The following is a 23,487-nucleotide window of genomic DNA, read 5'->3' as shown; positions in this document are numbered from 1 at the left end:
CGGGCGCTGTTACGGTGACGCCGTGTCCAAGATCGAGGTAGACGCCCTGACCGCCGACTTCTTCGGCGCCTTCGACAACCGGGGCGGCAAGACCCCCGACGTGGACCGGATACGCCGGCTGTTCCTCCCCCAGGGCGTCATCGCCTGTACCGGGCCTGGATTCGCGGTGTACACGGTCGACGAGTTCATCGAGCCCCGGCGCACGCTGCTGACCGACGGCCGGCTGACCGAGTTCTGCGAGTGGGAGACCGCCGAGCGGACCGAGATCGTGGGCGGCCTGGCGTCGCGGACCGGGGAGTACCGCAAGTCCGGGATCATGAACGGCGAGCCGTTCGAGGGCGCCGGGACCAAGCACCTGCAGTTCGTGCGCACCCCCGAGGGCTGGCGGATCGCGTCACTTGCCTGGTACGACCAGCCCTGACCTCCGGTACGGCCGCCCGGGTCTAGGGCACCTTCCCGATCCCTGGGCACCCCCCTTAGCACCACGATCGTCGGGCATGACGACTTCCTGGACCGTGACCCGCGTGCTGCGGGACCGCAATGCGGGGCTGTACCTGGCGAGCGTGGTGGTGTCCGGCTTCGGCACCTCCGCGCTGTGGCTGGCATCGGGCGTGTGGGTGAAGGACCTCACCGGTTCCAACGGCCTCGCCGCGCTGTGCATGCTCGCCATGTGGGCGCCCACCCTCGCGGGCCCGGCGCTCGGCACGATCGCCGACCGCGTGCGGCGCAAACCGCTGCTCATCGCCACCGAACTGATCCTGGCCGTGCTGCTGCTCACGCTGTGCACGGTGGACTCCCCGGGGCGCCTGTGGCTGCTGTTCGCCGTGCTGTTCGTGTACGGCATCGCCGGTGTCGTCCAGTACGCCGCCTCCTCGGCCCTGGTGGCCGCCGCGATCGGCCCCGACCTCCTCGGTGACTTCAACGGGCTGCGCATGACCGCCAACGAGGGCATGAAGCTGGTGGCCCCGCTGACGGGCGCCGCCCTGTACGCGGCGTACGGCGGGGCGAGCGTCGCCGTGCTGGACGCGATCAGCTGCGTGTGCGGTGCCGGGTTGTGCGCGCTGCTGCGCGTGCGCGAGGAGCAGCCCGTGCCCACCGGCGAGGGCTGGCGCAAGGAGACCGCCGACGGCGTCCGGCACCTGTGGGGTCAGCCCGGGCTGCGGGCGCTGGTCCAGGCCGGTGGTACGACCATGCTCTTCGGTGCCCTGAGCAGCACGATGACGTACGCCGTCGTGGACCGCCTCGGCCACTCCCCTGCCTACGCGGGCGTGTTGTACGCCGTCCAGGGCGTGGGTTCGGTGGCGGTCGGGCTGGTGTCCGGGCCGGGGCTGCGGTGGCTCGGCGAGCGGCGGTTCGCGGCGGCGGGGATCGGGCTCGTGGCGGTCGCGGTGGCCGCACGGGCCGTTCCGTCGGACGCGGCGGCCCTGGTGTCCGCCGCCGCGATCGGCCTCGGACTGCCCTGTGTCCTGATCGCCGCGTTCACCGCCGTGCAGAGCGGGACGCCGGGTCCGCTGCTGGGCCGGGCGACGGCCACCGCCAACACGCTGATGTTCGCGCCGAACGTGCTCGGGCTGGCCGTCGGGGCCGGCCTGGTCGAACTGGCCGGCCCGGGGCTGCTGCTGCCCTTCTACGGCCTGGGGCTGCTCGCCGCGGCGGCCTCGCTGGCCACGTCCGCCCAGCATGCCGACAGCGCCTCGCGTGCCGCCGCGAGGTCCGGGTCCGACGCCAACGCGGCGTGACGCAGGCGCAGTTCCGTCGCCCCCCGCACACGGCGCGCGTGCCGCGTCTGCCGCGAGGGTGGCGGGGCCGGCGCGCATGCCGGAGACGATCGTGGAGCCGGCGGCCGGCACCGCCCGTTCGTGCGCCTGTTCGGTGAAGGGTGCCGGCAGGGCCGTGCCCCCCGTGCACGGCACCACCGCTCCGTCGGCCACGGACAGGATGCGGGCGGGGTGGACACCCGGGTCGGCGCCGCAGTGGTGGGAGACCGGGTCGGCGGCAGGACCGGGAAATCCCGGGGCGCGGCCGTACGGCGGCGACGGCCTCCTCCTGGAGGGTGCGGGCGGTCGTCGTGCGCCAGGCGCGTGTGGCCACCGTCGTGTTCCTCGCCGAGCAGCTTCCCGACCGTCGGCCGGCCGCTGTCGCCGCCGTGCGCCGCGCCCCGCGGCAGCGGTTCGGCGTGGCCCGTACGCAGGGGGCCGGCTCCTCCGCGTCCGGGCCCTGTCTGCCGTACCCGGGCCGGCAGTCGTGGCAGAAGCGCCGCGCGATCAGGTACCGCGGCCTCCCCGAGGCGGACGCCGGAGGTCATGGCGTGGGCGGGCAGATGCTGGAGGCCGTACCGGCCGCGCGACTGAGCGGCCCTTCCGGTTCGCTGAGCCGGCGGCGAGCGGGGCCGGGGTCAGGGGCGCTCCCTCCTGGGGTGCGGGTCCTCGGCACTGCCCCGTGCCAGGAGTGCAGGGTGCCGACCGTGTCCACCTTTCCGAACGCCCACATCACGAGCCCGATCAGAGCGGGTCGAGCGGGCAGACGAGCAGCACGGCCATGGATCTCCCCTTGTCCGGGGAGCCCTTGACGAGGCTCGCCGCCGCTCCCTAGCGTGCCCACGCAGGTGAACACCCTCCCTGCACGCGACCGTCGCTGCCGCCGGAGAGGTCAAGGAGTCCGAGGATGCCCGCTCCCCGCACCGTCCTGCTCACCGGCGCCGCCGGCCGGCTCGGCACCCAGATGCGGTCCCTGCTGCCGGAGTACGGCTACACGCTGCGCCTGTTCGACGTGCGGCCCGTGGGCGGCGAACCGGACGCGATCACCGCGGACCTCGCGGACACCGGCGCGCTGCGCGAGGCGGTGCGCGGCGTGGACGCGATCCTGCACCTCGCGGGCATCTCCCTGGAGGCGCCCTTCGAGAAGATCCTCAAGTCGAACATCGAGGGCACCTACCACCTCTACGAGGCCGCCCGCCGGGAAGGCGTGCCCCGCATCGTCTTCGCCTCCTCCAACCACGCCGTCGGCTTCACCCCTGCCCCGCGCCCGGGCGAGCCGCTGATCCCGGTCGACACCCCGCGCCGCCCCGACACCTTCTACGGCCTGTCGAAGTCCTTCGGCGAGGACCTGGCACAGCTCTACTGGGACAGGCACGGCCTGGAGACCGTCTCCGTGCGCATCGGCGCCTGCTTCCCGGAGCCGAACAGCGTGCGCAACCTCTCGGTGTGGATGAGCCCGGCCGACGGCGCCCGCCTCTTCCACGCGGCCCTGACCGCCGAGGGGGTCGGTCACACCGTCGTCCACGGCTCCTCGGCCAACACACGTCTGTGGTGGGACCTGTCGGGCGCACGCGCGCTCGGCTACGACCCACAGGACGACTCCGAACCGTACGCCGAGAAGCTGATCGCCGAACAGGGCGACCTGGACCCCACGGACCCGGCCCACATCCACCTGGGCGGGCGCTTCGTGAACGACCCGCCGATCTGGCCGTACTGAGCCCTGGACCGATCGGAGGTCGTGGCATCGGTAAGGGAACGGTAAAGCGATCTCGTTCGTTCACCCGGCATGACAGCTATGACCCCAGGCTCGAACATCGCCCTCGCCGCCGCCCGCGTGACGGTGGACGTCGCCGCTCCGGTGCGGCTCGACGTGTCGGGCCTGCTGCTCACCGCCGACGGCAAGGTGCGCTCCGACGACGACTTCATCTTCTACAACCAGCCGACCGGTCCGGGCGTGACGTACCGGTCCGGCGGAGGTGCCGCGCCCGACGCGATCACGGTCGACACCGGCGCCGTGCCGCCGGACATCGACAAGATCGTCGTCACCGCGAGTCCGGACGCGGCCGGGCAGACCTTCCAGGGCATCGAGCCGACGGCCACGGTCCGTGACGCGGACGGCGGCTCGGTACTGGCCACGTTCACCCCGCCGCAGCTCGGCACGGAGACCGCGCTGGTGGTCGTGGAGATCTACCGTCGGGGCGGCGCCTGGAAGGCCCGCGCGGTCGGCCAGGGGTACGCCGACGGTCTCGCGGGTATCGCGACCGACTTCGGGGTGACGGTCGAGGAGCCGGCCTCCGCCGCGCAGCCCGCGCAGCCCGTCAGCCCGCCGCCGCCCGCCATGCAGCCCCCGGTCGCCCCGCCGGTCCCGCAGATGTCCCCTCCCCCGGCCCCGCCCGCCCCGGCGCCGGGCACGGGGAAGATCAGCCTCGACAAGGGCCGGGTCAACCTGCGCAAGAACCAGACCGTGTCTCTCGTCAAGGGCGGCCGTCCGCTGCTCTCCCAGGTGCAGATGGGCCTCGGCTGGGAGCCGGCGTTCCATGCCGCGGACATCGACCTGGACGCCTCGGTCATCGCCTACGGCCCGCAGCGCAACCACGTCGACAGCTGCTACTTCGGCAAGCTGACGATCCTGAAGGGCGCGGTCAGACACTCCGGTGACAACCTCACCGGCGAGGGCGCGGGCGACGACGAGGTGATCACGGTCGACCTCGGCCGCCTTCCGCAGGAGGTCAGCGGCCTGGTCTTCACGGTCAACTCCTTCTCGGGGCAGAAGTTCACCGACGTCGCCAAGGCGTACTGCCGCCTGATGGACGCCGCCACGGGAGAGGAACTGGTGCGCTTCGACCTCACCAACGCCGAGCCGCAGACGGGCGTGATGATGGCCAAGCTCATCCGGCAGTTCTCCGGTGAGTGGGAGATGACCGCCATGGGCGAGTTCGTGCAGGCGCGGACGGTGAGGAACATGGTCGAGCCGGGAGCACGGGCGCTGTAGCCGCACAGCCGCGGGCCCTCGCGCCCCAGGGCGGCGCGGGTGGGCGGCGCAGGTGAGCGCGCCCACCCCGGCCTGCCCGCCCCGGCTTGACCCGGCCCGACGCCGGGCCCGGGATCCGTTGCGGCTACGGCCGCAGTCCCTCCGTCAGCAACGACAGATACCGCCTGATCTGCCGGCCCTGCCCGTTCGCCAGCTCGGAAGCCGTGGCCACCCCGTGCGCCAGCCGCAGCAGCTCGATGGCGTCGAGGTCGGTCCGTAGGGTGCCCTCCGCCTGGGCCGCCGCCACCAGCCGGTTCGCCGCGCCCTTCACCGCAGTGCCGCACGCCGTCAGTGTGGACGAGCTGCCGTCCGTGACCGCCGAGCCCAGCAGCGCCTTGAGCCCGCGCACCTGGATCGTGGCGACACACAGCTCGTTCAGCCACTCCGCCAGCGCCTCGCCCGGCGGAAGTTCCTCCGCCAGCTCGTCGGCCCTGCCGCCCAGCGCCTCGATCCGGTCCACGTAGGCGGCCTCCAGGAGTGCCTGCCGGGTCGGGAAGTGCCGGTAGAGCGTGCCCGAGCCGACGCCCGCCCGCTTGGCGATGTCGTCGAGTGACGCGTTCTCCCCCTGCTCGGCGAAGGCTTCCGCCGCCGCCTTCAGCAACCGCTCGTAGTTCCGCCGAGCGTCCGCGCGCATGGGCCTGACCTGCGTCATCCAGTATCTCCTTGCAAACCGGGGACTCTCTCCGTATTTTGTCGAGCACTAAACGGAGACAGTCCCCGATTACCGTCGCCGTGCTCCGTGGGCAGCTGAAGCGCTGCCCGCGCACGCCGTCGCACCCGGGGACGCCCAGACCGGGAGACCCTCATGTCCACCCCGTCCAGCCTGTCCACCACGGCCGACGCGCCGTCCACTGTCCCGCCGCCCGCGAGGCTCGGCACCACGCTCCTCGTCATCGTCACCGCTTACCTGATGGTCGGCCTCGACTCCACCGTCGTCAACGTCGCGCTGCCCGACATCCAGCACGGCCTGCACTTCAGCCCCACCGGGCTGTCCTGGGTGCTCAACGCCTACACCCTCTCCTTCGGCGGTCTGCTGCTGCTCGGCGGTCGCGTCGGGGACATCGCCGGCCGCCGCCGCACCCTCACCGTGGGCGTCCTGCTGTTCGCCCTGTCCTCGCTGCTCGGCGGCCTCGCCACCGAGGGCGGCTGGCTGCTCGCGGCCCGCGCGCTGCAGGGCCTCGGCGCCGCCCTGATCGCCCCCAGCACTCTCGCCCTGATCACCACCAACTTCCCCGAGGGACCCCGCCGTCACCACGCGCTGAGCGTCTACTCCTCGATGGCCGGCATCGGCGGCTCGGTCGGTCTGGCCCTCGGCGGCATGCTGACCTCCTGGGCGTCCTGGCGCTGGGCCCTGCTCATCAACGTGCCCATAGGCCTGGCCCTCGTCCTCGCCCTGCCCCGGTTCGTCACCGAGACGCGGCGCCACGCGGGCCGGTTCGACCTGCCTGGCGCGCTCACCGGGACCGCCGGGACCTCCTCGCTGGTGTACGCGTTCATCCGTGTCTCGGAGGGAGGCTGGAGCGACAGCCGGGCCCAGCTCGGCTTCACCGCAGCCGCCGCGCTGCTGGCTGTGTTCACGCTGATCGAGGCACGGGCCGGGCAGCCGGTCATGCCGCTGCGGCTGTTCGCCGACCGCAACCGGGCAGGCGGCTACGCGAGCATCCTGCTGCTGCCCGCGGGCATGTTCGGCGCCTTCTACTTCCTCACCCTGATCTGTCAGCAGACCCTGCACTACAGCCCGTTGCGCGCGGGCTTCGCCTTCCTGCCGATGACCCTGGTGATGTTCACGACCGTACGACTGGTGCCGCGTCTGCTGGCCCGGTTCGGCGCCAAGCCGGTGCTGCTGACCGGGATGACGCTGCTCGCGCTCGGCGCCGGGTGGCTGTGGCGGTTCAGCCCCGGGGACGGCTACGCGGGCGGACTGCTCGGCCCGCTGCTGCTGTTGGGGCTCGGCGTGGGTCTGAGCTTCATGCCGCTGAACGCGACGATCCTGGCCGGCGTGGAACCCCGCGACGCAGGCGCGGCCTCCGGCCTGCTGCAGACCCTGCAGTGGCTGGGCGGCACGGTCGGACTGTCCGTCCTCATCACGGTGTACGGCACGGCGACCCGGCACGCCACCGGATCACCGGACACCGTCCTCGTCCACGGGGCGGCCCGGGCGTTCGGCGCGGGCACGCTGATCGCGCTCGCCGCACTGCTGGTGGCGGCCTCGGTGATCAGCGGCAGGCACAGGTCCGCTCGGAACAGGCACTCGTAGGCGGCAAGCGCCGGCCGGCCGCCGGGACGGGCGCGGGTCACGCCCCCACGGCCAGCCGGCGTCCCACGTGCTCTCCAGCGGGCTCGACCCTCCGGAAAGCGGAGTCCGGCAGGCCGCCGAAGGCGTGCCGGGTGCCCTGCCCGGCGGTCCGTGGCCCACCCGGTAGCCCTCCAGGTTCCAGGTGCCGACCGGGACGTGGGGCGGGATCCGGGGGGTCGTGCCACCCTGGTGCGCACAGGCCGAGACCGGCACAACCCCGTGTCGGCGCTCCGGCCCCTGAAGGCACGAGCGAACGCATGGGTCAGGACGCCGGAACCGGTGTCACCTCTGCCGCTTCCACGGGCCGGTGATGGCGAGCAGGATGCCGGGCTCCTGGATGCCGGCGAACAGGGTCGAGCCGTCGGGGGAGAAGGTGACGCCGGTGAACTCGCTGTACTCGGGCGCCTCTTCGGTTCCCACGTTGAGTTCGTTCCGGGCGATGGGGTAGGTACGGCCGCTGTCGGTGGCGCCGAACAGGTGCTGGACCCCCTCGCCGTCCTCGGCGATGACCAGGCCGCCGTACGGGGAGACGGTGATGTTGTCGGGGCCGTCGAAGGCACCGTCGGCGGCCGGAGCCGGGTTCACGCCGAGCAGGACCTTGAGGGTCAGGGTGCGGTGGGCCGGGTCGTAGAACCACACCTGGCCGTCGTGCTGGACGGGGCTCTCGGCGCGGGCGTAGGAGGAGACGATGTAGGCGCCGCCGTCGCCCCACCACATGCCCTCCAGCTTGCGGGCACGGGTGACCTCGCCGTCGGCGAACTGCTTGCGGACCGAGACCGTCCCGGCGTCACGGTCGGGGACATCCACCCAGTCGACCCCGAACACCGTGCCCGTCTTCGTGGCCCGGGACAGGTCGTCGACATAGTTGCCGCCGGAGTCGAAACAGCGGAAGGCCTGGAGGACACCGGCGTCGTCGGCGAGGGTGCGCAGCCGGCCCCGGCCGTGACGGAAGCCCTCCGGCGGGGTCCAGCGGTAGAGCAGGCCGTTGGGGCCCGCCGCGTCCTCGGTGAGGTAGAGGTGGCCGCGCCTGGGATCGACCACGACGGCCTCGTGGGCGTAGCGGCCGAGCGCCTTGACGGGCTTGGGGTCGCGGTTGGCCCGGCGGTCGGCGGGGTCGACCTCGAAGACGTAGCCGTGGTCCTTGGTCATGCCGTTCCGGCCGGCCTTGTCCTCGGTCTCCTCGCAGGTCAGCCAGGTGCCCCACGGGGTGTGGCCACCCGCGCAGTTGGTGGAGGTGCCGGCGACGCCGACCCACTCGGCGACGTGGTCGCGGCGCACCTCGACCACCGTGCAGCCACCGGCGGCGGCGGGGTCGTAGACCAGGCCCTCGGTGAGCGGCACCGGGTACTCCCAGGTGGTGCGCGGGCCCTTCAGTTCGTGGTTGTTGACGAGGAGGACGGCGCCGCGGGGGCCCTCGAAGGCGGAGGTGCCGTCGTGGTGGGAGGGGGTGAACTCGCCGGACTCCAGAGTGGTGCGGCCGCTGTAGGTGAGGATCCGGTACCTGAAGCCGGCGGGCAGGGCGAGGATGCCGTCGGGGTCGGGGACCAGCGGGCCGTACCCGACGCCGTGCTGCTCGTACTCCGACTCCTCCTCCCCGGCCCGGATGTCGGTGGACGCCAGGGCGCCCGGCGCCGTGGCGAGGGCACCGACGCTGCCCACCAGCGCGACTCCGGCTCCGGTGATCGCGGATTTCCTGGCGAAGTCCCTGCGGGTGAGCGGCATGCTGTCTCCTGTGACGGTGTGTGTGCCGTGGAGGGTCGTGGCGGTCATCGGTGCACCACGCACGTTCCCGCCCGCCTTTGAACGGGAGCTGAACACCTGCCTACGCGGGGGTCCCCGGTTCCATGAATCCGTACGACCCGCCCTCTACACGGCGCAAGCCGCTCCGCCGCTCGGCCCGTGTGCGACCCGCCCCCTCACGCGCGCCCCGCCGACCCTCAGCCCGCTTGCTGCGAGCGGGCCTTGAACGCCGCCTTCCGGGCCTCCTTCGCCACCTTCTTGTCCGGGTGCAGACGTCCCATCGCCTCCAGCACATCCGCGGTGGCCGGGTGGTCGACCCGCCAGGCGGCGGCGAAGAACCCGCTGTGCTGCGAGGCCAGCCCCTCCACCAGCGCCCGCAGTTCCTCGGAGTTCCCCTCGGCGGCCAGCTGCGCGGCGACCGTGTCGACGGTCAGCCAGAACACCATCGCCTCCGAGGGTGCCGGCACCCCGGCGGCGTCCCGCTCACTCAGCCACACCCGGGCCAGTCCACCCAGCTCGGGATCGTCCAGCACCTCACGGAGGGCAGGCTCGGCCTCCGCGCCGACCAGGGACAGCGCCTGCTGGCAGCGCAGCCTGCGCAGCGGCGCCCCCTCGTCCGTGCCCCGGGCCGCCGCCAGCAACTCCCGTGCCGCGGCGAGCGGTTCGCGCTGCTCCAGCCACCGCTCCGTCTCGGCACGCGCGGCCGACTGTCCGAAGTTCGCCATGCCGTCGAACAGCGCGTCCGCTCCCTTGTCGGCGAGTTCGCCCACCACCGGCGCTGCGAACCCGGCCTCCAGCAGCCGTGCCCGCAGCCCGTACGCGCCGAGCGGGGTCAGCCGGACCATGCCGTAGCGGGCGACGTCGGTGTCGTCGACGGGCGCGGCGGGCTCCTCGTCGGCGTCGGCCATCAGCGCCTCGTCCAGCGGCTGGTACTCCACGAGCCCGGCCGGCTCCAGCATCCGGAACTGGTCGTCCAGGCGCATCATCGCGTCGGAGACCTGCTCCAGGACGTCGTTGCTGGGGGCTCCCATGTCGCTGGGGACGATCATCGAGGCGGCGAGGGCAGGCAGCGGCACCGGCCGTTCTCCGGAGCCGTCCTCACTGACCGTCAGCAGATAGAGGTTGCCGAGGACGCCGTCGAGGAAGTCCGCCTCGGCCTGCGGGTCCCAGTCGAGTGACGCGAAATCGACCTCTCCTCCCTGGTCCAAGGCGTCGACGAGACCGTCGAGATCGGGCACGGCCGCGTCCGCGATGAGCGTCTCCAGGGCGGCGAGCCAGATGCCGAGCACGTCGTGCGGTGAGCCGCTGGTGAGCAGCGCGAGGCCCGCCCCGGCCGTCACGGTCCCGGCCTCCTCGTCGACGATGTCGACCAGGCCGGCGTCCACGGCGACCCGCCATGCCTCGCCGGCCCGGGCCACGGCGTCGTCACCGCTCAGTCCGAGCACCTCGGCGGCGGCCGGAAGCTGCTCCTCGACCAGTACGCCGCCCGCGTCCACGCGGGTCTCGGGGCCTGTCCAGCGGGCGAGTCGGGCGGCCCGGGAGAGAACGGGCGTGGACAGCGCGGCACGCGCCAGCTCCGCTTCGGGGTGCAGCCGTACGGGCGGCAGGGGGGAGCTGTCTGACATCGGCTGGTTCTCCTCGGACCGTGAACGGGCTCAGCCGCTCAGCCTAGACGGATTTCCACCGATGCCACCCGGTTCATCTCCTCGCCGGACTCCGTCCATGGCCGAAACCTTGACAACTCCCGGGGACAGGCAGGAGATTGACGCGCGTAGAAGTCGGGGGACAACTGTTCACTCTGCTCTACGCGTGTCACAGAGGGCTACGAGTCCCGCACGCTCTTCCGTTCCATCCTCGTCCCGGCGCTCACTCACGTCCCCGGAGGGATCCCTTGCCGAGCAGGTCTTCCGCGCGCCTCGCCGCGCTCACTGTCGCCGCCGTCTGTTCCGCCGCGTCGACCGTCGTCCTCACCTCGCCCGCGCACGCCGACTCGGTGCGCATCCACGACATCCAGGGCACGACACGCATATCGCCGCTGGCGGGCCAGAAGGTCACGGACGTGCCCGGCATCGTCACGGCCACCCGCGCCTACGGCTCGTCCAAGGGCTTCTGGCTCCAGGATCCGACGCCGGACGACAACCCGGCGACCAGTGAAGGGGTGTTCGTCTTCACCGGCTCCGCCCCGAAGGTCGCGGTCGGCGACTCGGTGAAGGTGGCCGGCACGGTCTCCGAGTACGTCCCGGGCGGCACCTCGTCCGGCAACCAGTCGGTCACCGAGATCACCAAGCCGGCCGTCACCACCGTCTCCACCGGCAACGAGGTCCCGGCTCCGGTCGTGATCGACGAGGACGCGGTGCCGGACGAGTACGCCCCCGGGGGCGACACCGCGGCCGGCGGCTCCATCAACGGCCTGACCCTGGACCCGTCGGCGTACGCCCTGGACTACTACGAGTCCCTGGAGGGCATGAACGTCCAGGTCGAGGACGCCCGCGTGGTCACCGCGACCAACCCGTACAGCGAGCTGTGGGTCACGGTGAAGCCGTGGGAGCACCGCAACGTCCGGGGCGGCACGGTCTACGGCTCCTACGAGTCCCAGAACACCGGCCGCCTCCAGATCGAGTCCCTTGGCTCGACCGCCGACTTCCCGAAGGCGAACGTAGGCGACACCCTGGAGGGCGCCACCACCGGCCCGCTGGACTTCAACCAGTTCGGCGGCTACACCCTGGTGGCCGGCAAGCTGGGCACACTGCAGAGCGGCGGCCTGGAGCGGGAGACGACCCGCAAGCAGTCGGGCCGCGAGCTGGCGGTGGCGACGTACAACGTGGAGAACCTCGACCCGTCGGACGGCACGTTCGACCAGCACGCCGCCGCGATCGTGAACAACCTGCAGTCGCCGGACATCGTGTCCCTGGAGGAGATCCAGGACAACAACGGCGCCACGGACGACGGCACGGTCGACGCGGACCGCACCGTGAACAAGCTGATCGACGCGATCGTCGCGGCGGGCGGCCCGACGTACGACTGGCGCTCCATCAACCCGGTCAACGACCAGGACGGCGGCCAGCCCGGCGGCAACATCCGGCAGGTGTTCCTCTTCAACCCGGAGCGGGTGTCCTTCGTGGACCGCGCGGGCGGCGACTCCACCACCGCGGTCGGGGTCACCAAGGTCGACGGCAAGGCGGAACTGACGGCCTCCCCGGGCCGCATCGACCCGGCGAACGCGGCCTGGAAGGACAGCCGCAAGCCGCTGGCCGGCGAGTTCGTCTTCCACGGCAAGACCGTGTTCGTCATCGCCAACCACCTCAACTCCAAGGGCGGGGACCAGGGGTTGACCTCCCAGTACCAGCCGCCGGTGCGCAGCTCGGAGATCCAGCGCCACGCCCAGGCGACCGAGGTGAACGCGTTCGTCAAGGACATCCTGACCGTCCAGAAGAACGCGAACGTCATCGCGCTCGGCGACATGAACGACTTCGAGTTCTCCGAGACCGCCCAGATCCTGGAGGGCGACGGCGAGCTGTGGTCGGCGATCAAGTCGCTGCCCAGGAGCGAGCGTTACACCTACGACTACCAGGGCAACCAGCAGGTCCTGGACCAGATCCTGATCAGCCCGGCGATCCGGCGCGGCTGCGACTTCGAGTACGACAGCGTGCACATCAACTCGGAGTTCAACGACCAGATCAGCGACCACGACCCGCAGGTGCTGCGCTTCCGCCCGTAGGGCCGAGCCGACCGGGGTCAGTGGTGGCGGCGGTGCAGCACACCGTGCACCGCCGCGGCCGCGCTCATGCGGACCTGCACCGCCATGGCCCCGGTCTTGTCCAGCAGGTCGGCGGCGCGGGTGCGTGCCCGTCCCGTCAGGTCCGCCCGCCCCGCGAGCCGGACCAGCGTGTGGCCGAGCCGGCTCCCGGGGTGCCCGGTGCGCCGGGGCGGTCTGCCGTGGTCCCTCACGACGGTCCGCCTCCGGTGCCGCGGTCGCCGAGCCGGGCGAGCTGGGTCTGGAACCAGTCGAGCCTGGCCTGCAGCAGGGCCGCCTCGGCGACGAGTTCGGGCACGTCCGGCACCGGAGCGGCGGACGGCGGCGGCTGCACACCGGCCTCGGTGCCGGCCCGCGCCACCACCCGCAGCCCCTCTCCGGCCAGCCGGGCGAACCCGGCGAGCGAGACGGACGTACGCCCGCGCCCGCAGCCTGCGCAGACGGGGGCCAGGGCCCGCCAGCCGGGCCTGCCCCAGCCCGCGTCGGCGAGCGCGACGGCGGTGGCGCCGCAGGCGCAGGGGCCGACCGTCGCCGTGCGCACCCGCTGGCGGGCGTAGCGGAAGCCGCGCTCGAAGCGGATGTAGGCGCCGAGCACGCAGACGTCGAGCAGGACCGCCGCCCGGTTCTCGGCGGTGCAGAGCAGGGCCTCGGCCGCCGCCCGGTCATGCACGCAGTGGAAGCCGCAGTCGCACAGACGCGCGGGCGGGCGGTGCCTGCGGCCGTAGACGCACGAGGCGTCGTCGAGGACGGCGTACGGCAGCGCGCCGCCGAGCGACACACCGGTGAACCCGGCCCGGACGCCGTCCTGGGACAGCACCGGGTGGGCGATCTTGTAGCCGGTCGGCGGCTCCGTCGGGCGTTCCGCCGGGAGCCGCAGTCTCATCGGGCGGCCGGAACCTCTTCGCGGGCCGGCTCGGCCGGTTCGGTGCGGACGGTGTCTTCGGGGAGTTCCACCTCGTCCTCGTGGACGAGCGGCTTCTCCTCCGCGATTCCGGTGGCCAGTGCCTTGCCGAGCTTCATGGTGCCTCCCATGACTCCCATGACCTGACGTCGGTGACTCTTGGGCCATAGTGACCCATGAGGGCCCGAGTTGGACATAGGCCCTCCGGCCACGCCCGGTACATCTCAGAAACTCTTATCGATATCTCTTAGAAGAATTAAGTAGAGCTTCACCGTCGAGGTGTCGAGACTACCCCCATGACGACGACACGCAAGCCCTCCCGCCCCTTCGGCCGCACGCTCTGCGCGATGATCACGCCGTTCACCGAGTCGGGCGCACTCGACCTGGCCGGCGCCCGGCGGCTGGCCGAGCACCTGGTGACGCGGGGCTGCGACGGTCTGGTCCTGAACGGCACCACGGGCGAGTCGCCCACCACGACGGACACGGAGAAGGCGGAGCTGATCGCGGCCGTGCGGGATGCGATCGGCGACCGCGCCTCACTGGTCGCGGGCGTGGGCACGTCCGACACCGGGCACACCGTGGAGCTGGCCCTCGCCGCCGCGAAGGCGGGCGCCGACGGCGTGCTGGTGGTGACGCCGTACTACAGCAGGCCGCCGCAGGAGGCGGTCGAGGCCCATTTCCTCCAGGTCGCGGACGCGAGCGAGCTGCCGGTGATGCTCTATGACATCCCGGGCCGCACCGGCACCCGGATCGAGCCGGAGACGATGATCCGCCTCGCCGCGCACCCGCGGATCGTGGCGGTCAAGGACTGTTCCTACGATTTCCTCGGCACCCAGAAGGTGCTCGCGCGCACGGATCTGGCGTACTACGCGGGCTGCGACGAGCACATCCTCGCCCTCTACGCGGTCGGGGCGGCCGGCTGTGTCAGCACGGTCGCGAACGCCGTGCCGGATCGCGTCGCCGCCGTCCTCGACGCCTTCGACGCGGGCGACACCGCCCGCGCGGCCGGACTCCAGCTGCGGGCCACGCCGTTGATCGAGGCGATGATGGGCGCGGGCCTGCCCGGCACGGTCACCGCCAAGGCCGTCCTGTCCCGCCTCCACCTGCCCGCGGGCCCGGTGCGCGCACCCCTGCTGCCCGCCGGCCAGGAGGCGGCCGACAGGCTGATGGCGGCGTACGAGGAGTGCGTGCGGACCTGACGCCCTCGCGGCGGCACGAAAAGATTCCTTGGCTCTGCAGTTCCAGCCCGGCTGTACGGAAACCCGACTGCGGGTGCCCCCGCCCTCCCCTTAAGCTTCCGGTCACGGGGCCGACGGTGCCTTGCCGACAGCGGCCGGTCAGTGGATCGGAGATGCACGGGACATGACTTCTCACCTGTTCGCGGTCTGCTTCGGCGCGAGCCGGCCTCTGCGTCTGGCGCAGTTCTGGTCCGGGGTTCTGGGTTGGGAACTGGCCGACGCCCACGACGGCGTCGCGCTGTTGCCCAGCGATGACACCGGGTTCCGCATCCGTGTCACCCGGAGCCAGGAGCGGAAGGCCGGACAGAACCAGATGCACTTCGACCTGACGAGTACATCCCTGGAGGACCAGCAGCAGACGGTGGCCAGGGCGCTGGCGCTCGGCGGACGGCACATCGACGTCGGCCAACGCCCGGAGGACGGGCACGTGGTACTCGCCGACCCTGAGGGAAACGAGTTCTGCGTCATCGAACCGGGCAACACATTCCTTGCCGACTGCGGCTTCCTCGGAGCGCTGGCCTGCGACGGTTCGCAGGAGGTCGGGTACTTCTGGAGCGAAGCGCTGGGGTGGCCGTTGGTCTGGGACCAGGACCAGGAAACCGCGATCCGCTCGCCGCACGGCGGTCCGAAGATCACGTGGGGCGGTCCGCCGGTGGCGCCGAAGAAGGGCAGGAACCGGCTGCATTTCGAGCTCGCTGCACCTGCCCACGCTGACCCGACGGCAGAGGTCGCACGACTGCTCTCCCTCGGGGCGACCCGGAACGACACCGGCCAGGACGAGGCCGGCCGGGTGGCCATGGCCGATCCCGACGGCAACGAGTTCTGCGTGCTGACGCCCAGGTAGCGCGGCAACAGACGTCCGTCATGACGGACCTGGTGCCCATGGGTACGTGCTGAACCACCACCCGGCACCCACATGACCTTGGCCGACGGCACAGGAGCGGCGGCGGAAGCGGAGAGGACGGGCCGGAACGGGGGCATCGACCGGCAGATCCGTGACGCCTTCCGCACCCACCCACAGATCGAGATCATCGACTCGCTGCCCGGCATGGTCCCCATCCTCGGAGCCGAGTTGGTAGTTGCCGCGGGCGACATGACCGCCCTAGCAGACGGCTTGACTCAGGCCGAAGCCACAGAGCCTCCAGCGTGGCTCAGGCCGGCGGGGGTGCAGCAAGGCACGCGCGCGCCTGATCAGCTCGGCGTGCCCGCCATCGTGGCTGACTTTCACCGACTGAGGCGCACAGACGTTCTCCGGGACGAGGTGCCGCCCTCACTGCTGGAAGGCGGCCCACGGCCTTGACTCGGTCATTGAACCTCCCGGCCAAAGTCGCTGCGCCGCCCACTCGTGCGTCTGCTGGACCGAACGCCCGTCGTCCCACCTCGTCACGCAGCGTCAAACCAAGGCTTGTTGGCAGCCCAGTGCTTAACCCAGCCGACGAATCCCGGCTCAGCCGTGGTGAACCCGAACTCGGCTCCGAACGGAGTGGCGCCTTCCCCGGTGATCAACCAGACGTGTCCACGATGCGGGCCGGTGACGACGAGGTGCCAGTACATGCCGCATCCGTCCGTCCCAAGGACGATTGACCCATGATCGAAGACTCCGTCCATGATCAAATCAGTGTTCTCCGACGGCTCTGAGTCGTCCTCTTCCCACAGCCACTGCGAGGTGAGGGGGAAGGGCCGGCTCAGGTCACGTTCCGGTCGGTCGACCCCCCAGTCATCGGGCAGCTCAGCCAGGCCCACCAACCCGCAGTCCGGCGGACCGGAGTACGAGCCGTCGGTGATCTCCGCAACGAAGGTCCGATAGGGCTCCGGCAGAACTATGCGGTGGTCCGCTTCGAAGGCCCACACCGCTTCCCAGCCCAGCGCGGATCGACCGCCGCCGTCAACAGCGAAGGCCGCACGGAGCACCGCGAGGTCATCGGGGTCTGCCTGCTCAAGATTCATGCGGCCATGGATACCAGTCAGCGGTGACAGCGGTTGAGTTCGAATCCTGCCGGGGGCACCGAGAGAAGGGCCAGCTCGGGAGGGGTTTCCTCCCAGGCTGGCCCTTCAGCGTTTCAGGGGTCGTGCCACAGACGTGCCACTACGGGCCCGCAGGGTCCTTCTCGGAGCGCTCGCAGGCCACTCCCCCGCCGCCCCGGATCATGGCACCGAGCCGGTCGGCGATGGCCCGGTCCCGGTCGTAGACCGCGCACTGGAAGCGGCCGCCTTTGAGCATGTGGCTGAAGCCATCCTCGACAGCGAGCCGCTTCCCACTTGGGAACGCGATCAGCTCCAAGGCGTGCTGTGGTGCGAACGCCAGGGGCCACTAGCGGGCTGGCGCCCCGCGCTCGGGGCCTGTGCGAGTCCGGTGGCCCACAGCTGGTCGACACGCGCGCGCTCGGTGGCGTTCGGGTAGCGGTTGGTGCAGGACGGGCCGGGGCCGCCGCCCGACATCAGCTCACTGCACGGCCCGCTGTAGTCGTCCGGCAGACCCAGTATGTGCCCGGTCTCATGGGTGACGACGCGGATCGAGTCGTACTGCCGGGTCTGGGCGTAGTCGATGAAGACGGAGCCGCGTCCGTGGCCATCGCTGGAGGCGTGGGACCCACGCGGGTCGTTGCCCTCGTAGTAGGAGAAGTCGGCACTGCCGCTCGAAGCCTCCTTCAGCTTGACGTTGGACTCGGAGCTGTTCCAGATCGAGGCCGCGCTCGATATCTGCGAACGGAAGCTCGGCGCCTTGGAGTCGTCGTAGTAGAGGGTCACCGCCTGCGCGTTGGGCTGGGCGGCGCGCTTCTGGGCGACCGACTTGAGCACAGCCTGGAAGAACGCCTTGTTGGTCGCAGCCTCCTCAACCGACCCGTCATACCGCGCCACGGAGCTACCGGCGGAAGCGGAGGGGGTAGCGGCCGACTGGGCGCTCGCCGGCACCGCCACGCCCAGCGCGCTGGAGGCCAGCCCCAGACCGAGAGCGAGGGCGAGGAGTTTCGGGGACGTTCGGAACAACTTCATGTGTGGGGGGCTCCTACTCACTCGGTGACGCCGAGGGCCACAGTGCGCGGTCGACTCGGCGTGAACACCGGTTCCGAACTGCAGCGACGTCCTGTGGGTCGTCATTCTTAGAACGGCTCGACAGGGCGCGCAACGGGTCCCATCCACTACGTCGCCTCGTAGGTCCCAGGACACCGCCAGGGCAGCGCGCGGGCCTCCGGTCAGCACGTGGCGACAGGAGGAAAAGCTGTCACGACGTCAGAAACCTTATGCCCGTGGGCAGCTGGCCTGCGGGCCGACCGGGCGGCGTTCCGGAACGCGCGACAGGATCCACACTCGGACTAAAACAGACAAATCACTACATGCTCACCACGCCGCATCTACTAAGCGCGCTGGTTGATCGCGGAGCACTGTGACTGACGTCACGAAATATGAGCTTCTGTCTCTTTCGCGCCCCACCGACCCCGAGTCGTCCCCCAGGGGTCACCCTCGACGTCAGGCGCCATCCCTCACCGCTGAGCCGCCGCCGCTCAGTCCTGACTGAGAAACCGCCGCTGCTCGACCACGCTTCAACTCAACCAGCACGGCCCCGGCCTCCCTGACGGCTGCTGACCTACACTCAGCCCATCAATCGGTGGTCGCCACCAGGTGCACCGGCCCGACGCTCGTCCCCAGGGACCTTCATGCGTGGCAGCAGTGACATCAAGATCTTGAACGCGACGATCAACGGTGGCAAGGACATAGTGATCGGCACGACCACCAAAACGATGTCGGCCACTGTGACGTCGAGCGCTCCGTCCAATATCAAGAACGTGTCGCTGGTGCTCTTCCACGGAACCCATCTGAACACCGATGACTTCGACGGCGTTCTGAATCCGACCACGAACCAGGCGGACTGCCAGGAGGTCAACGATGTGACCTCCACGTGCAAGCTCACCATCAGCGGCAACCCAACCCTGCTGAAGAACGCGACAGCGGGGACTGGGAAGGTCTACATCTCAGTCATCGCCAAGGACGGCAGCTGGTCCGACGCCGTCCCTTACTCCAGTGTCCGCATCTCCAGTTCTGCAAAGCGGGCACGGCCACCTACACCACGGTGAGGACGAAATACAGCGACTCCTCCGGCAACCTGAAGACCCCCATGCAGGCCTCCGTGGACGGCTACTGGCGCTACCGCTTCGAAGGTACGACGACAACCCCGGCGGTCACGTCCGCTGGCGACTACGTCGACGTCCGCTGAGTGACGCGAGGTCCGGCTGCGGGTCGCTCGGTCGTCCTGATCCCGCCCACCCTTGCTACGTATCACTGACTCAAGATCCGATCCCCGGCACTGACCCGGCTGCGTACCGTCGCCCGTGACCGAACCCAAAGGGGCCTCTCTGACATCTACGGCTGACATCGACGACCGCAGACGCCAGCGGCCTCCAGCAGTCGCCGACAGCAGAGCAAGCACCGCGGTCGCCAGCCACTGAGGCGACCCTCCCGAACTCCTGATGCGATGCTCACCATGGGGCTCCCCCCGCACACGGACGAGCGCCCTCCCGGGCCGTCCTCGGGCCGTGGAAGGGCGCTCAGTGATGACCGGCGTCGACAACTGCCGACAGCTCAGCAGCAGTCAGGACGCTGATCGATGAGGCGGCCACACGTCATGGCCGCCGTAGGTCAGTTGTGGCTGTGCAGGATGTCGTTCAGGCCGCCCCACACCGCGTTGTTCGGGCGGGCCTCGACCTTGCCGGTGACCGAGTTGCGGCGGAAGAGGATGTTGGAGGCGCCGTTGAGCTCGCGGGCCTTGACGATCTGGCCGTCGGGCATGGTCACGCGCGTGCCCGCGGTGATGTAGAGGCCGGCCTCGACCACGCACTCGTCGCCGAGCGCGATGCCCACGCCCGCCTCGGCGCCGATCAGGCAACGCTCGCCGATGGAGATGATCACGTTGCCGCCGCCGGACAGCGTGCCCATGGTGGAGGCGCCGCCACCGATGTCGGAGCCGTCGCCCACGACGACACCGGCGGAGATGCGGCCCTCGACCATGGAGGTGCCGAGGGTGCCGGCGTTGAAGTTGACGAAGCCCTCGTGCATGACCGTGGTGCCCGCGGCCAGGTGTGCGCCGAGGCGGACCCGGTCGGCGTCGGCGATGCGGACGCCCTTGGGGGCGACGTAGTCCGTCATGCGCGGGAACTTGTCGATCGAGGTGACCTGCAGGTGCAGGCCCTCGGCGCGGGCGTTCAGCCGCACCTTCTCGATGTCGTCCACGGCGACCGGGCCGAGCGAGGTCCAGGCGACGTTGGCGAGGAGGCCGAAGATGCCGTCCAGGCTCTGACCGTGCGGCTTGACCAGGCGGTGGGAGAGCAGGTGCAGACGCAGGTAGACGTCGTGCGTGTCGATCGGCTTGTCGTCGAGGGAGGCGATGACCGTGCGGACCGCGACGACCTCGACGCCCCGGCGGGCGTCCGGGCCGACGGCCGCGGTAGCGCCGCCGCCGAGCAGCTCCGCGGCCTGCTCGGCGGAGAGCCGCTCGGTGCCGGAGGGGCCCGGCTCTGCCATCAGCTCGGGGGCGGGGAACCAGGTGTCGAGAACGGTGCCGTCGGCGGCGATCGTGGCGAGGCCGGCGGCGACGGCGCCGGTGGTACGGGAAGCAGTGTCGGTCATACGGAAAACCTAACGTGGGGGCGGTCGTGGGGGCGAACCCGTCCGAGCGGCGTCTCAGGTGCCGGGCGCGGGTTCAGGGGATCACCCGGGCCAGCACATCACGGGCGTACGCCTCGTCGTAGGAACCGCCCGTCAGCAACACCTGCAGACAGATCCCGTCCACCAGTGCGAGCAGCGCCCGGGCCGTCACGGGATCGACGCGGGCGGCCAGGCGTTCGGCCGTGTCCTCGGTCCACTGGGCGGCCACCGGGCGCAGTGCGGGGCGGCGCAGGGCGGCCAGGTACAGCTCGTACTCCAGCTCGACGCCCGGCCGGTCGCCGCCCAGCCACTCGCCGAGGACCCGGGCGAGACCGGCCGCGAGGTCGGCGTCGGCGTCGTCCAGTACTCCGCTCGCGTCGAGGACGCCCGCGAAGCCCTCGGTGGCCCGGCGCAGGGCCGCGACCAGCAGGTCGTCCAGAGTGGCGAAGTGGTACGTCGTGGAGCCGAGCGGGACGTCGGCCTCGGCCGCGACCGAGCGGTGGCTCAGACCGGCGATGCCCTTCTCCCCCACCACCCGGATCGCCGCGTCGATGATCCGCCGGCGCCGGTCGGGGTCGTAGCGGCGGGGCATCAGTGCGTCGCCCCGCCCATGTTGAGGACCACCACTCCCCCGACGATCAGCAGGATCCCGGCGACCTTCGTCAGGGACAGCCCCTCGCCGAACAGCAGCAGGCCGAGCACGGCGATGGCCGCGGTGCCGACGCCGGACCAGATCGCGTACGCCGTGCCGATCTGCACGGTCTTGAGGGCCTGGGCGAGCAGCGCGAAGGAGACGAGGTAGCCCAGGGCCGTCGCCACCGAGGGCCACAGCCTGCTGAAGCCCTCGGTGTACTTCAACGCCGTCGTCGCGGCGACCTCGGCGGCGATGGCGCCGGCGAGCAAGAGGTATCCCATGTGTACGAGCGTACACATCGTGTGTGTACGCCCGTACACATCAGCCCGTCAGCCCGTCAGCCCGTCAGCCTGTCGGTCGCCGTCCGTCGGCCTGAGCCCGTCAGCCCTTCGGCACGCGGTCCAGGTCGTGCAGCCAGGCCCGTGCGTTGCCGTCGGACGGTGCCCGCCAGTCGCCGCGCGGGGAGAGGGAACCGCCCGCCGAGACCTTCGGTCCGTTCGGCATGGCCGACCGCTTGAACTGCGCGAAGGCGAAGAAGCGGCGGCAGAACACCTCCAGCCAGTGCCGGATCTCCGGCAGGTCGTAGGCCACCCGCTCGGCCTCCGGGAAGCCGGGCGGCCAGGCGCCCGCCTCCCGGTCGTGCCAGGCGTGCCAGGCCAGGAAGGCGATCTTCGAGGGCCGGAACCCGTGCCGCAGCACCTGGTAGAGGGTGAAGTCGTGCAGCGCGTACGGGCCGATCTTCGACTCGGTGGACTGCATTTCCTCCCCCGGCACCAGTTCGGGGCTGATCTCCGTGTCGAGGATCGCGGCCAGTGTCTTGCCGGTCTCGTCGTCGAACTGGCCGCTGCTGATGACCCAGCGGATCAGGTGCTGGATCAGCGTCTTGGGCACCCCGGAATTGACGTTGTAGTGGCTCATCTGGTCGCCGACGCCGTACGTGGACCAGCCGAGCGCCAGCTCCGACAGGTCGCCGGTGCCGAGCACGATGCCGCCGCGCTGGTTGGCGAGCCGGAACAGGTAGTCGGTGCGCAGGCCGGCCTGCACGTTCTCGAAGGTGACGTCGTACACCGGCTCGCCGGAGGAGAACGGGTGCCCCATCTCCTTGAGCATGAGACGTGCGGTCGGTGTGATGTCCAGCTCGGCCGCGGTGACGCCGAGGGCGCGCATCAGCTTGTGCGCGTTGTCCTTGGTGTGGTCGCTGGTGGCGAAGCCGGGCAGGGTGAAGGCCAGGATGTCGCTGCGCGGGCGGCCGGCGCGGTCCATCGCGCGGGCGGCGACGATCAGCGCGTGCGTGGAGTCGAGGCCGCCGGAGACGCCGATGACCACCTTCGGCCCGCCGATCGCCGCGAGCCGCTGCTGCAGACCGGCGACCTGGATGTTGTACGCCTCGTAGCAGTCCAGGGCGAGCCGCTCAGGGTCGGCGGGTACGAACGGCAAGCGCTCGACGCGGCGGCGCAGGCCGAGGTCGGCCGTCGGCGCGTCGAGGCGGAAGGACACCTGGCGGAAGTCACCGGTGCGGGCGCCGTGGGTGCGGCGGTTGTCGTCGAACGTGCCCATCCGGGCGCGCTCCTGCCGCAGCAGGTCCAGGTCGATGTCGGCCACCGCGTACTGGTCGCCGAGCGGGAAGCGCTCGGTCTCGGCCAGCAGGGCGCCGTTCTCGTAGATCATCGTCTGGCCGTCCCACGACAGGTCCGTGGTCGACTCGCCCAGCCCGGCCGCCGCGTAGACGTAAGCGGCGAGGTAGCGCGTCGACGCCGACCGGCACAGCAGCCGCCGGTCCTCGGCCCGGCCGACGGTGATGGGACTGCCGGAGAGGTTGACCAGGAGGGTCGCACCGGCCAGCGCGGCCTCGGCGCTCGGCGGCACCGGCACCCACATGTCCTCGCAGATCTCCGCGTGCAGCACCAGCCCGGGCAGGTCCGCCGCCGCGAAGAGCAGGTCGACGCCGAACGGGACGTCCGCCCCGCCCACCCGGATCGTGCCGCCGCGCTCGTCGTCGCCCGAGGCGATCTGGCGCTTCTCGTAGAACTCGCGGTACGTCGGCAGGTACGACTTGGGCGCGACGCCGAGGACCCGGCCGCGGTGCACGACCACGGCGCAGTTGTAGATCCGGTTGCGGTGGCGCAGCGGGGCGCCGACGACGAGCACGGGCAGCAGGTCCGCGGATTCCGCCACCACGGTCGCCAGGGCCGTCTCGACTTCGTCGAGGACCACGTCCTGCAGCACGAGGTCCTCGATCGAGTAGCCGGACAGGCAGAGTTCCGGGAAGACGGCGACGGCGACGCCGTCCTCCGCGCACCGGCGCGCCTGCCGCAGCACCGACTCGGCGTTGGCCCGCGGGTCGGCGATGGCGGCGTGCCCGGTGCAGGCGGCGACGCGGGCGAAGCCGTGCTGATAGATCGACCAGAAGTTCAAGGCGACGACTCCAAGAGAACCGGGAGAACCAGGAGAAAGAGAGAAGCGGCGGCACCGGTCAGGTGCCGCCGCACGTGCGCA

Annotated in this window: 23 protein-coding genes and 2 pseudogenes; 11 read left to right on the top strand and 14 right to left on the bottom strand. The window is 71.2% G+C overall.

Annotation, left to right across the window (positions count from 1 at the left end):
* Positions 1-22: 22 nt before the first annotated feature.
* Both K7G59_RS20720 and K7G59_RS20715 read left to right on the top strand, forming a co-directional pair.
* Positions 23-421, top strand: coding sequence for a nuclear transport factor 2 family protein (locus K7G59_RS20720; protein ID WP_225836343.1), 399 nt, complete (start codon positions 23-25; stop codon positions 419-421).
* Positions 422-497: 76 nt separating this feature from the next.
* Positions 498-1,739, top strand: a complete 1,242-nt coding sequence (locus tag K7G59_RS20715) for an MFS transporter (protein ID WP_225836342.1) — start codon at positions 498-500, stop codon at positions 1,737-1,739.
* On the opposite strand, the pseudogene K7G59_RS35385 reads toward K7G59_RS20715, so the two are convergent.
* Positions 1,628-2,362: pseudogene (locus tag K7G59_RS35385) on the bottom strand (hypothetical protein); the annotation flags it as partial. The gene K7G59_RS20715 and the pseudogene K7G59_RS35385 overlap by 112 nt on opposite strands.
* Positions 2,363-2,664: 302 nt before the next feature.
* On the opposite strand from K7G59_RS35385, the gene K7G59_RS20710 reads away from it, so the two are divergent.
* Together K7G59_RS20710 and K7G59_RS20705 are read left to right on the top strand one after the other, a co-directional pair.
* On the top strand, positions 2,665-3,474 hold the full coding sequence (locus K7G59_RS20710; protein ID WP_225836340.1) for an NAD(P)-dependent oxidoreductase: 810 nt from the start codon (positions 2,665-2,667) through the stop codon (positions 3,472-3,474).
* 78 nt (positions 3,475-3,552) lie between these two features.
* Positions 3,553-4,749, top strand: a complete 1,197-nt coding sequence (locus K7G59_RS20705; RefSeq protein WP_225836542.1) for a TerD family protein — start codon at positions 3,553-3,555, stop codon at positions 4,747-4,749.
* A 124-nt stretch (positions 4,750-4,873) separates the two neighbouring features.
* Here K7G59_RS20705 and K7G59_RS20700 read toward each other — a convergent pair whose 3' ends face one another.
* The gene (locus tag K7G59_RS20700; protein WP_225836338.1) at positions 4,874-5,440 is read right to left on the bottom strand and encodes a TetR/AcrR family transcriptional regulator; all 567 of its coding nucleotides are present in this window, start codon (positions 5,438-5,440) and stop codon (positions 4,874-4,876) included.
* A 153-nt stretch (positions 5,441-5,593) separates the two neighbouring features.
* Between K7G59_RS20700 and K7G59_RS20695 the strand changes: the two genes are divergently transcribed.
* Positions 5,594-7,045, top strand: coding sequence for an MFS transporter (locus K7G59_RS20695; protein WP_225836336.1), 1,452 nt, complete (start codon positions 5,594-5,596; stop codon positions 7,043-7,045).
* A gap of 321 nt (positions 7,046-7,366) precedes the next feature.
* Here K7G59_RS20695 and K7G59_RS20685 read toward each other — a convergent pair whose 3' ends face one another.
* Together K7G59_RS20685 and K7G59_RS20680 are read right to left on the bottom strand one after the other, a co-directional pair.
* Positions 7,367-8,806, bottom strand: a complete 1,440-nt coding sequence (locus K7G59_RS20685) for an alkaline phosphatase PhoX (RefSeq protein ID WP_225836539.1) — start codon at positions 8,804-8,806, stop codon at positions 7,367-7,369.
* A 215-nt stretch (positions 8,807-9,021) separates the two neighbouring features.
* A complete protein-coding gene (locus K7G59_RS20680; RefSeq protein WP_225836334.1) occupies positions 9,022-10,449 on the bottom strand; it encodes a hypothetical protein in 1,428 nt (475 codons plus the stop codon).
* Between the two features lie 266 nt (positions 10,450-10,715).
* Between K7G59_RS20680 and K7G59_RS20675 the strand changes: the two genes are divergently transcribed.
* Positions 10,716-12,542, top strand: coding sequence for an endonuclease/exonuclease/phosphatase family protein (locus K7G59_RS20675; RefSeq protein ID WP_225836332.1), 1,827 nt, complete (start codon positions 10,716-10,718; stop codon positions 12,540-12,542).
* Between the two features lie 17 nt (positions 12,543-12,559).
* Here K7G59_RS20675 and K7G59_RS20670 read toward each other — a convergent pair whose 3' ends face one another.
* From K7G59_RS20670 to K7G59_RS20660, 3 genes are read right to left on the bottom strand one after another with little or no spacing between them, the layout of a single operon-like run.
* On the bottom strand, positions 12,560-12,772 hold the full coding sequence (locus K7G59_RS20670; RefSeq protein ID WP_225836330.1) for a hypothetical protein: 213 nt from the start codon (positions 12,770-12,772) through the stop codon (positions 12,560-12,562).
* Positions 12,769-13,461, bottom strand: coding sequence for a hypothetical protein (locus K7G59_RS20665; protein ID WP_225836328.1), 693 nt, complete (start codon positions 13,459-13,461; stop codon positions 12,769-12,771). Before K7G59_RS20665 ends, K7G59_RS20670 begins: the two co-directional genes overlap by 4 nt.
* Positions 13,458-13,598, bottom strand: a complete 141-nt coding sequence (locus tag K7G59_RS20660) for a hypothetical protein (RefSeq protein ID WP_225836326.1) — start codon at positions 13,596-13,598, stop codon at positions 13,458-13,460. Before K7G59_RS20660 ends, K7G59_RS20665 begins: the two co-directional genes overlap by 4 nt.
* A gap of 177 nt (positions 13,599-13,775) precedes the next feature.
* Here K7G59_RS20660 and dapA point away from each other — a divergent pair, with 177 nt between their 5' ends.
* From dapA to K7G59_RS20645, 3 genes and pseudogenes are all read left to right on the top strand, one after another.
* On the top strand, positions 13,776-14,678 hold the full coding sequence (gene dapA / locus K7G59_RS20655) for a 4-hydroxy-tetrahydrodipicolinate synthase (protein ID WP_225836325.1): 903 nt from the start codon (positions 13,776-13,778) through the stop codon (positions 14,676-14,678).
* Positions 14,679-14,841: 163 nt separating this feature from the next.
* Positions 14,842-15,561, top strand: a complete 720-nt coding sequence (locus tag K7G59_RS20650) for a VOC family protein (RefSeq protein ID WP_225836324.1) — start codon at positions 14,842-14,844, stop codon at positions 15,559-15,561.
* Positions 15,562-15,696: 135 nt separating this feature from the next.
* Positions 15,697-15,823, top strand: a pseudogene (locus K7G59_RS20645) (IS110 family transposase); the annotation flags it as partial.
* 277 nt (positions 15,824-16,100) lie between these two features.
* Here K7G59_RS20645 and K7G59_RS20640 read toward each other — a convergent pair.
* From K7G59_RS20640 to snpA, 3 genes are all read right to left on the bottom strand, one after another.
* Complete coding sequence (locus tag K7G59_RS20640) at positions 16,101-16,664, bottom strand: SMI1/KNR4 family protein (protein ID WP_225836323.1); 564 nt, start codon at positions 16,662-16,664, stop codon at positions 16,101-16,103.
* Positions 16,665-16,803: 139 nt separating this feature from the next.
* Positions 16,804-16,938, bottom strand: coding sequence for a hypothetical protein (locus K7G59_RS34745; RefSeq protein WP_263976563.1), 135 nt, complete (start codon positions 16,936-16,938; stop codon positions 16,804-16,806).
* Positions 16,939-16,988: 50 nt separating this feature from the next.
* Entirely contained in the window at positions 16,989-17,711 is a 723-nt protein-coding gene (gene snpA / locus K7G59_RS20635; RefSeq protein WP_225836322.1) for a snapalysin, read from the bottom strand.
* Positions 17,712-18,373: 662 nt separating this feature from the next.
* On the opposite strand from snpA, the gene K7G59_RS20630 reads away from it, so the two are divergent.
* Positions 18,374-18,790: a hypothetical protein gene (locus K7G59_RS20630; RefSeq protein ID WP_225836321.1), complete on the top strand. Its 417-nt coding sequence runs from the start codon at positions 18,374-18,376 to the stop codon at positions 18,788-18,790.
* Entirely contained in the window at positions 18,787-18,930 is a 144-nt protein-coding gene (locus K7G59_RS20625) for a hypothetical protein (protein WP_225836320.1), read from the top strand. Before K7G59_RS20630 ends, K7G59_RS20625 begins: the two co-directional genes overlap by 4 nt.
* A 422-nt stretch (positions 18,931-19,352) precedes the next feature.
* Here K7G59_RS20625 and dapD read toward each other — a convergent pair whose 3' ends face one another.
* From dapD to K7G59_RS20605, 4 genes are all read right to left on the bottom strand, one after another.
* Positions 19,353-20,339 carry a 2,3,4,5-tetrahydropyridine-2,6-dicarboxylate N-succinyltransferase gene (gene dapD / locus K7G59_RS20620; protein ID WP_225836319.1) on the bottom strand — a complete coding sequence of 329 codons (987 nt, stop codon included), beginning with the start codon at positions 20,337-20,339 and terminating at the stop codon, positions 19,353-19,355.
* A gap of 73 nt (positions 20,340-20,412) precedes the next feature.
* Positions 20,413-20,949 carry a TetR/AcrR family transcriptional regulator gene (locus tag K7G59_RS20615; protein WP_225836318.1) on the bottom strand — a complete coding sequence of 179 codons (537 nt, stop codon included), beginning with the start codon at positions 20,947-20,949 and terminating at the stop codon, positions 20,413-20,415.
* On the bottom strand, positions 20,949-21,272 hold the full coding sequence (locus K7G59_RS20610) for a multidrug efflux SMR transporter (protein ID WP_225836316.1): 324 nt from the start codon (positions 21,270-21,272) through the stop codon (positions 20,949-20,951). The genes K7G59_RS20615 and K7G59_RS20610 overlap by 1 nt, the downstream gene beginning before the upstream one ends.
* A gap of 100 nt (positions 21,273-21,372) precedes the next feature.
* Entirely contained in the window at positions 21,373-23,406 is a 2,034-nt protein-coding gene (locus K7G59_RS20605; protein WP_225836314.1) for an NAD(+) synthase, read from the bottom strand.
* Positions 23,407-23,487: the final 81 nt, after the last annotated feature.

The organism is Streptomyces sp. NK08204 (assembly GCF_020400585.1).
GTDB lineage: Bacteria > Actinomycetota > Actinomycetes > Streptomycetales > Streptomycetaceae > Streptomyces.
The sequence above is the reverse complement of the archived record's forward strand: the minus strand, read 5'-3'. Positions and strand labels throughout refer to the sequence as shown.

Coding starts and splice junctions, on each gene's coding strand:
- K7G59_RS20715 (WP_225836342.1), top strand. CDS start 498: ATGACGACTTCCTGGACCGTGACCCGCGTGCTGCGGGACCGCAATGCG.
- K7G59_RS20710 (WP_225836340.1), top strand. CDS start 2,665: ATGCCCGCTCCCCGCACCGTCCTGCTCACCGGCGCCGCCGGCCGGCTC.
- K7G59_RS20705 (WP_225836542.1), top strand. CDS start 3,553: ATGACCCCAGGCTCGAACATCGCCCTCGCCGCCGCCCGCGTGACGGTG.
- K7G59_RS20700 (WP_225836338.1), bottom strand. CDS start 5,440: ATGACGCAGGTCAGGCCCATGCGCGCGGACGCTCGGCGGAACTACGAG.
- K7G59_RS20695 (WP_225836336.1), top strand. CDS start 5,594: ATGTCCACCCCGTCCAGCCTGTCCACCACGGCCGACGCGCCGTCCACT.
- K7G59_RS20685 (WP_225836539.1), bottom strand. CDS start 8,806: ATGCCGCTCACCCGCAGGGACTTCGCCAGGAAATCCGCGATCACCGGA.
- K7G59_RS20680 (WP_225836334.1), bottom strand. CDS start 10,449: ATGTCAGACAGCTCCCCCCTGCCGCCCGTACGGCTGCACCCCGAAGCG.
- K7G59_RS20665 (WP_225836328.1), bottom strand. CDS start 13,461: ATGAGACTGCGGCTCCCGGCGGAACGCCCGACGGAGCCGCCGACCGGC.
- K7G59_RS20660 (WP_225836326.1), bottom strand. CDS start 13,598: ATGAAGCTCGGCAAGGCACTGGCCACCGGAATCGCGGAGGAGAAGCCG.
- dapA (WP_225836325.1), top strand. CDS start 13,776: ATGACGACGACACGCAAGCCCTCCCGCCCCTTCGGCCGCACGCTCTGC.
- K7G59_RS20650 (WP_225836324.1), top strand. CDS start 14,842: ATGACTTCTCACCTGTTCGCGGTCTGCTTCGGCGCGAGCCGGCCTCTG.
- K7G59_RS20640 (WP_225836323.1), bottom strand. CDS start 16,664: ATGAATCTTGAGCAGGCAGACCCCGATGACCTCGCGGTGCTCCGTGCG.
- K7G59_RS34745 (WP_263976563.1), bottom strand. CDS start 16,938: ATGCTCAAAGGCGGCCGCTTCCAGTGCGCGGTCTACGACCGGGACCGG.
- snpA (WP_225836322.1), bottom strand. CDS start 17,711: ATGAAGTTGTTCCGAACGTCCCCGAAACTCCTCGCCCTCGCTCTCGGT.
- K7G59_RS20630 (WP_225836321.1), top strand. CDS start 18,374: ATGCGTGGCAGCAGTGACATCAAGATCTTGAACGCGACGATCAACGGT.
- dapD (WP_225836319.1), bottom strand. CDS start 20,339: ATGACCGACACTGCTTCCCGTACCACCGGCGCCGTCGCCGCCGGCCTC.
- K7G59_RS20615 (WP_225836318.1), bottom strand. CDS start 20,949: ATGCCCCGCCGCTACGACCCCGACCGGCGCCGGCGGATCATCGACGCG.
- K7G59_RS20610 (WP_225836316.1), bottom strand. CDS start 21,272: ATGGGATACCTCTTGCTCGCCGGCGCCATCGCCGCCGAGGTCGCCGCG.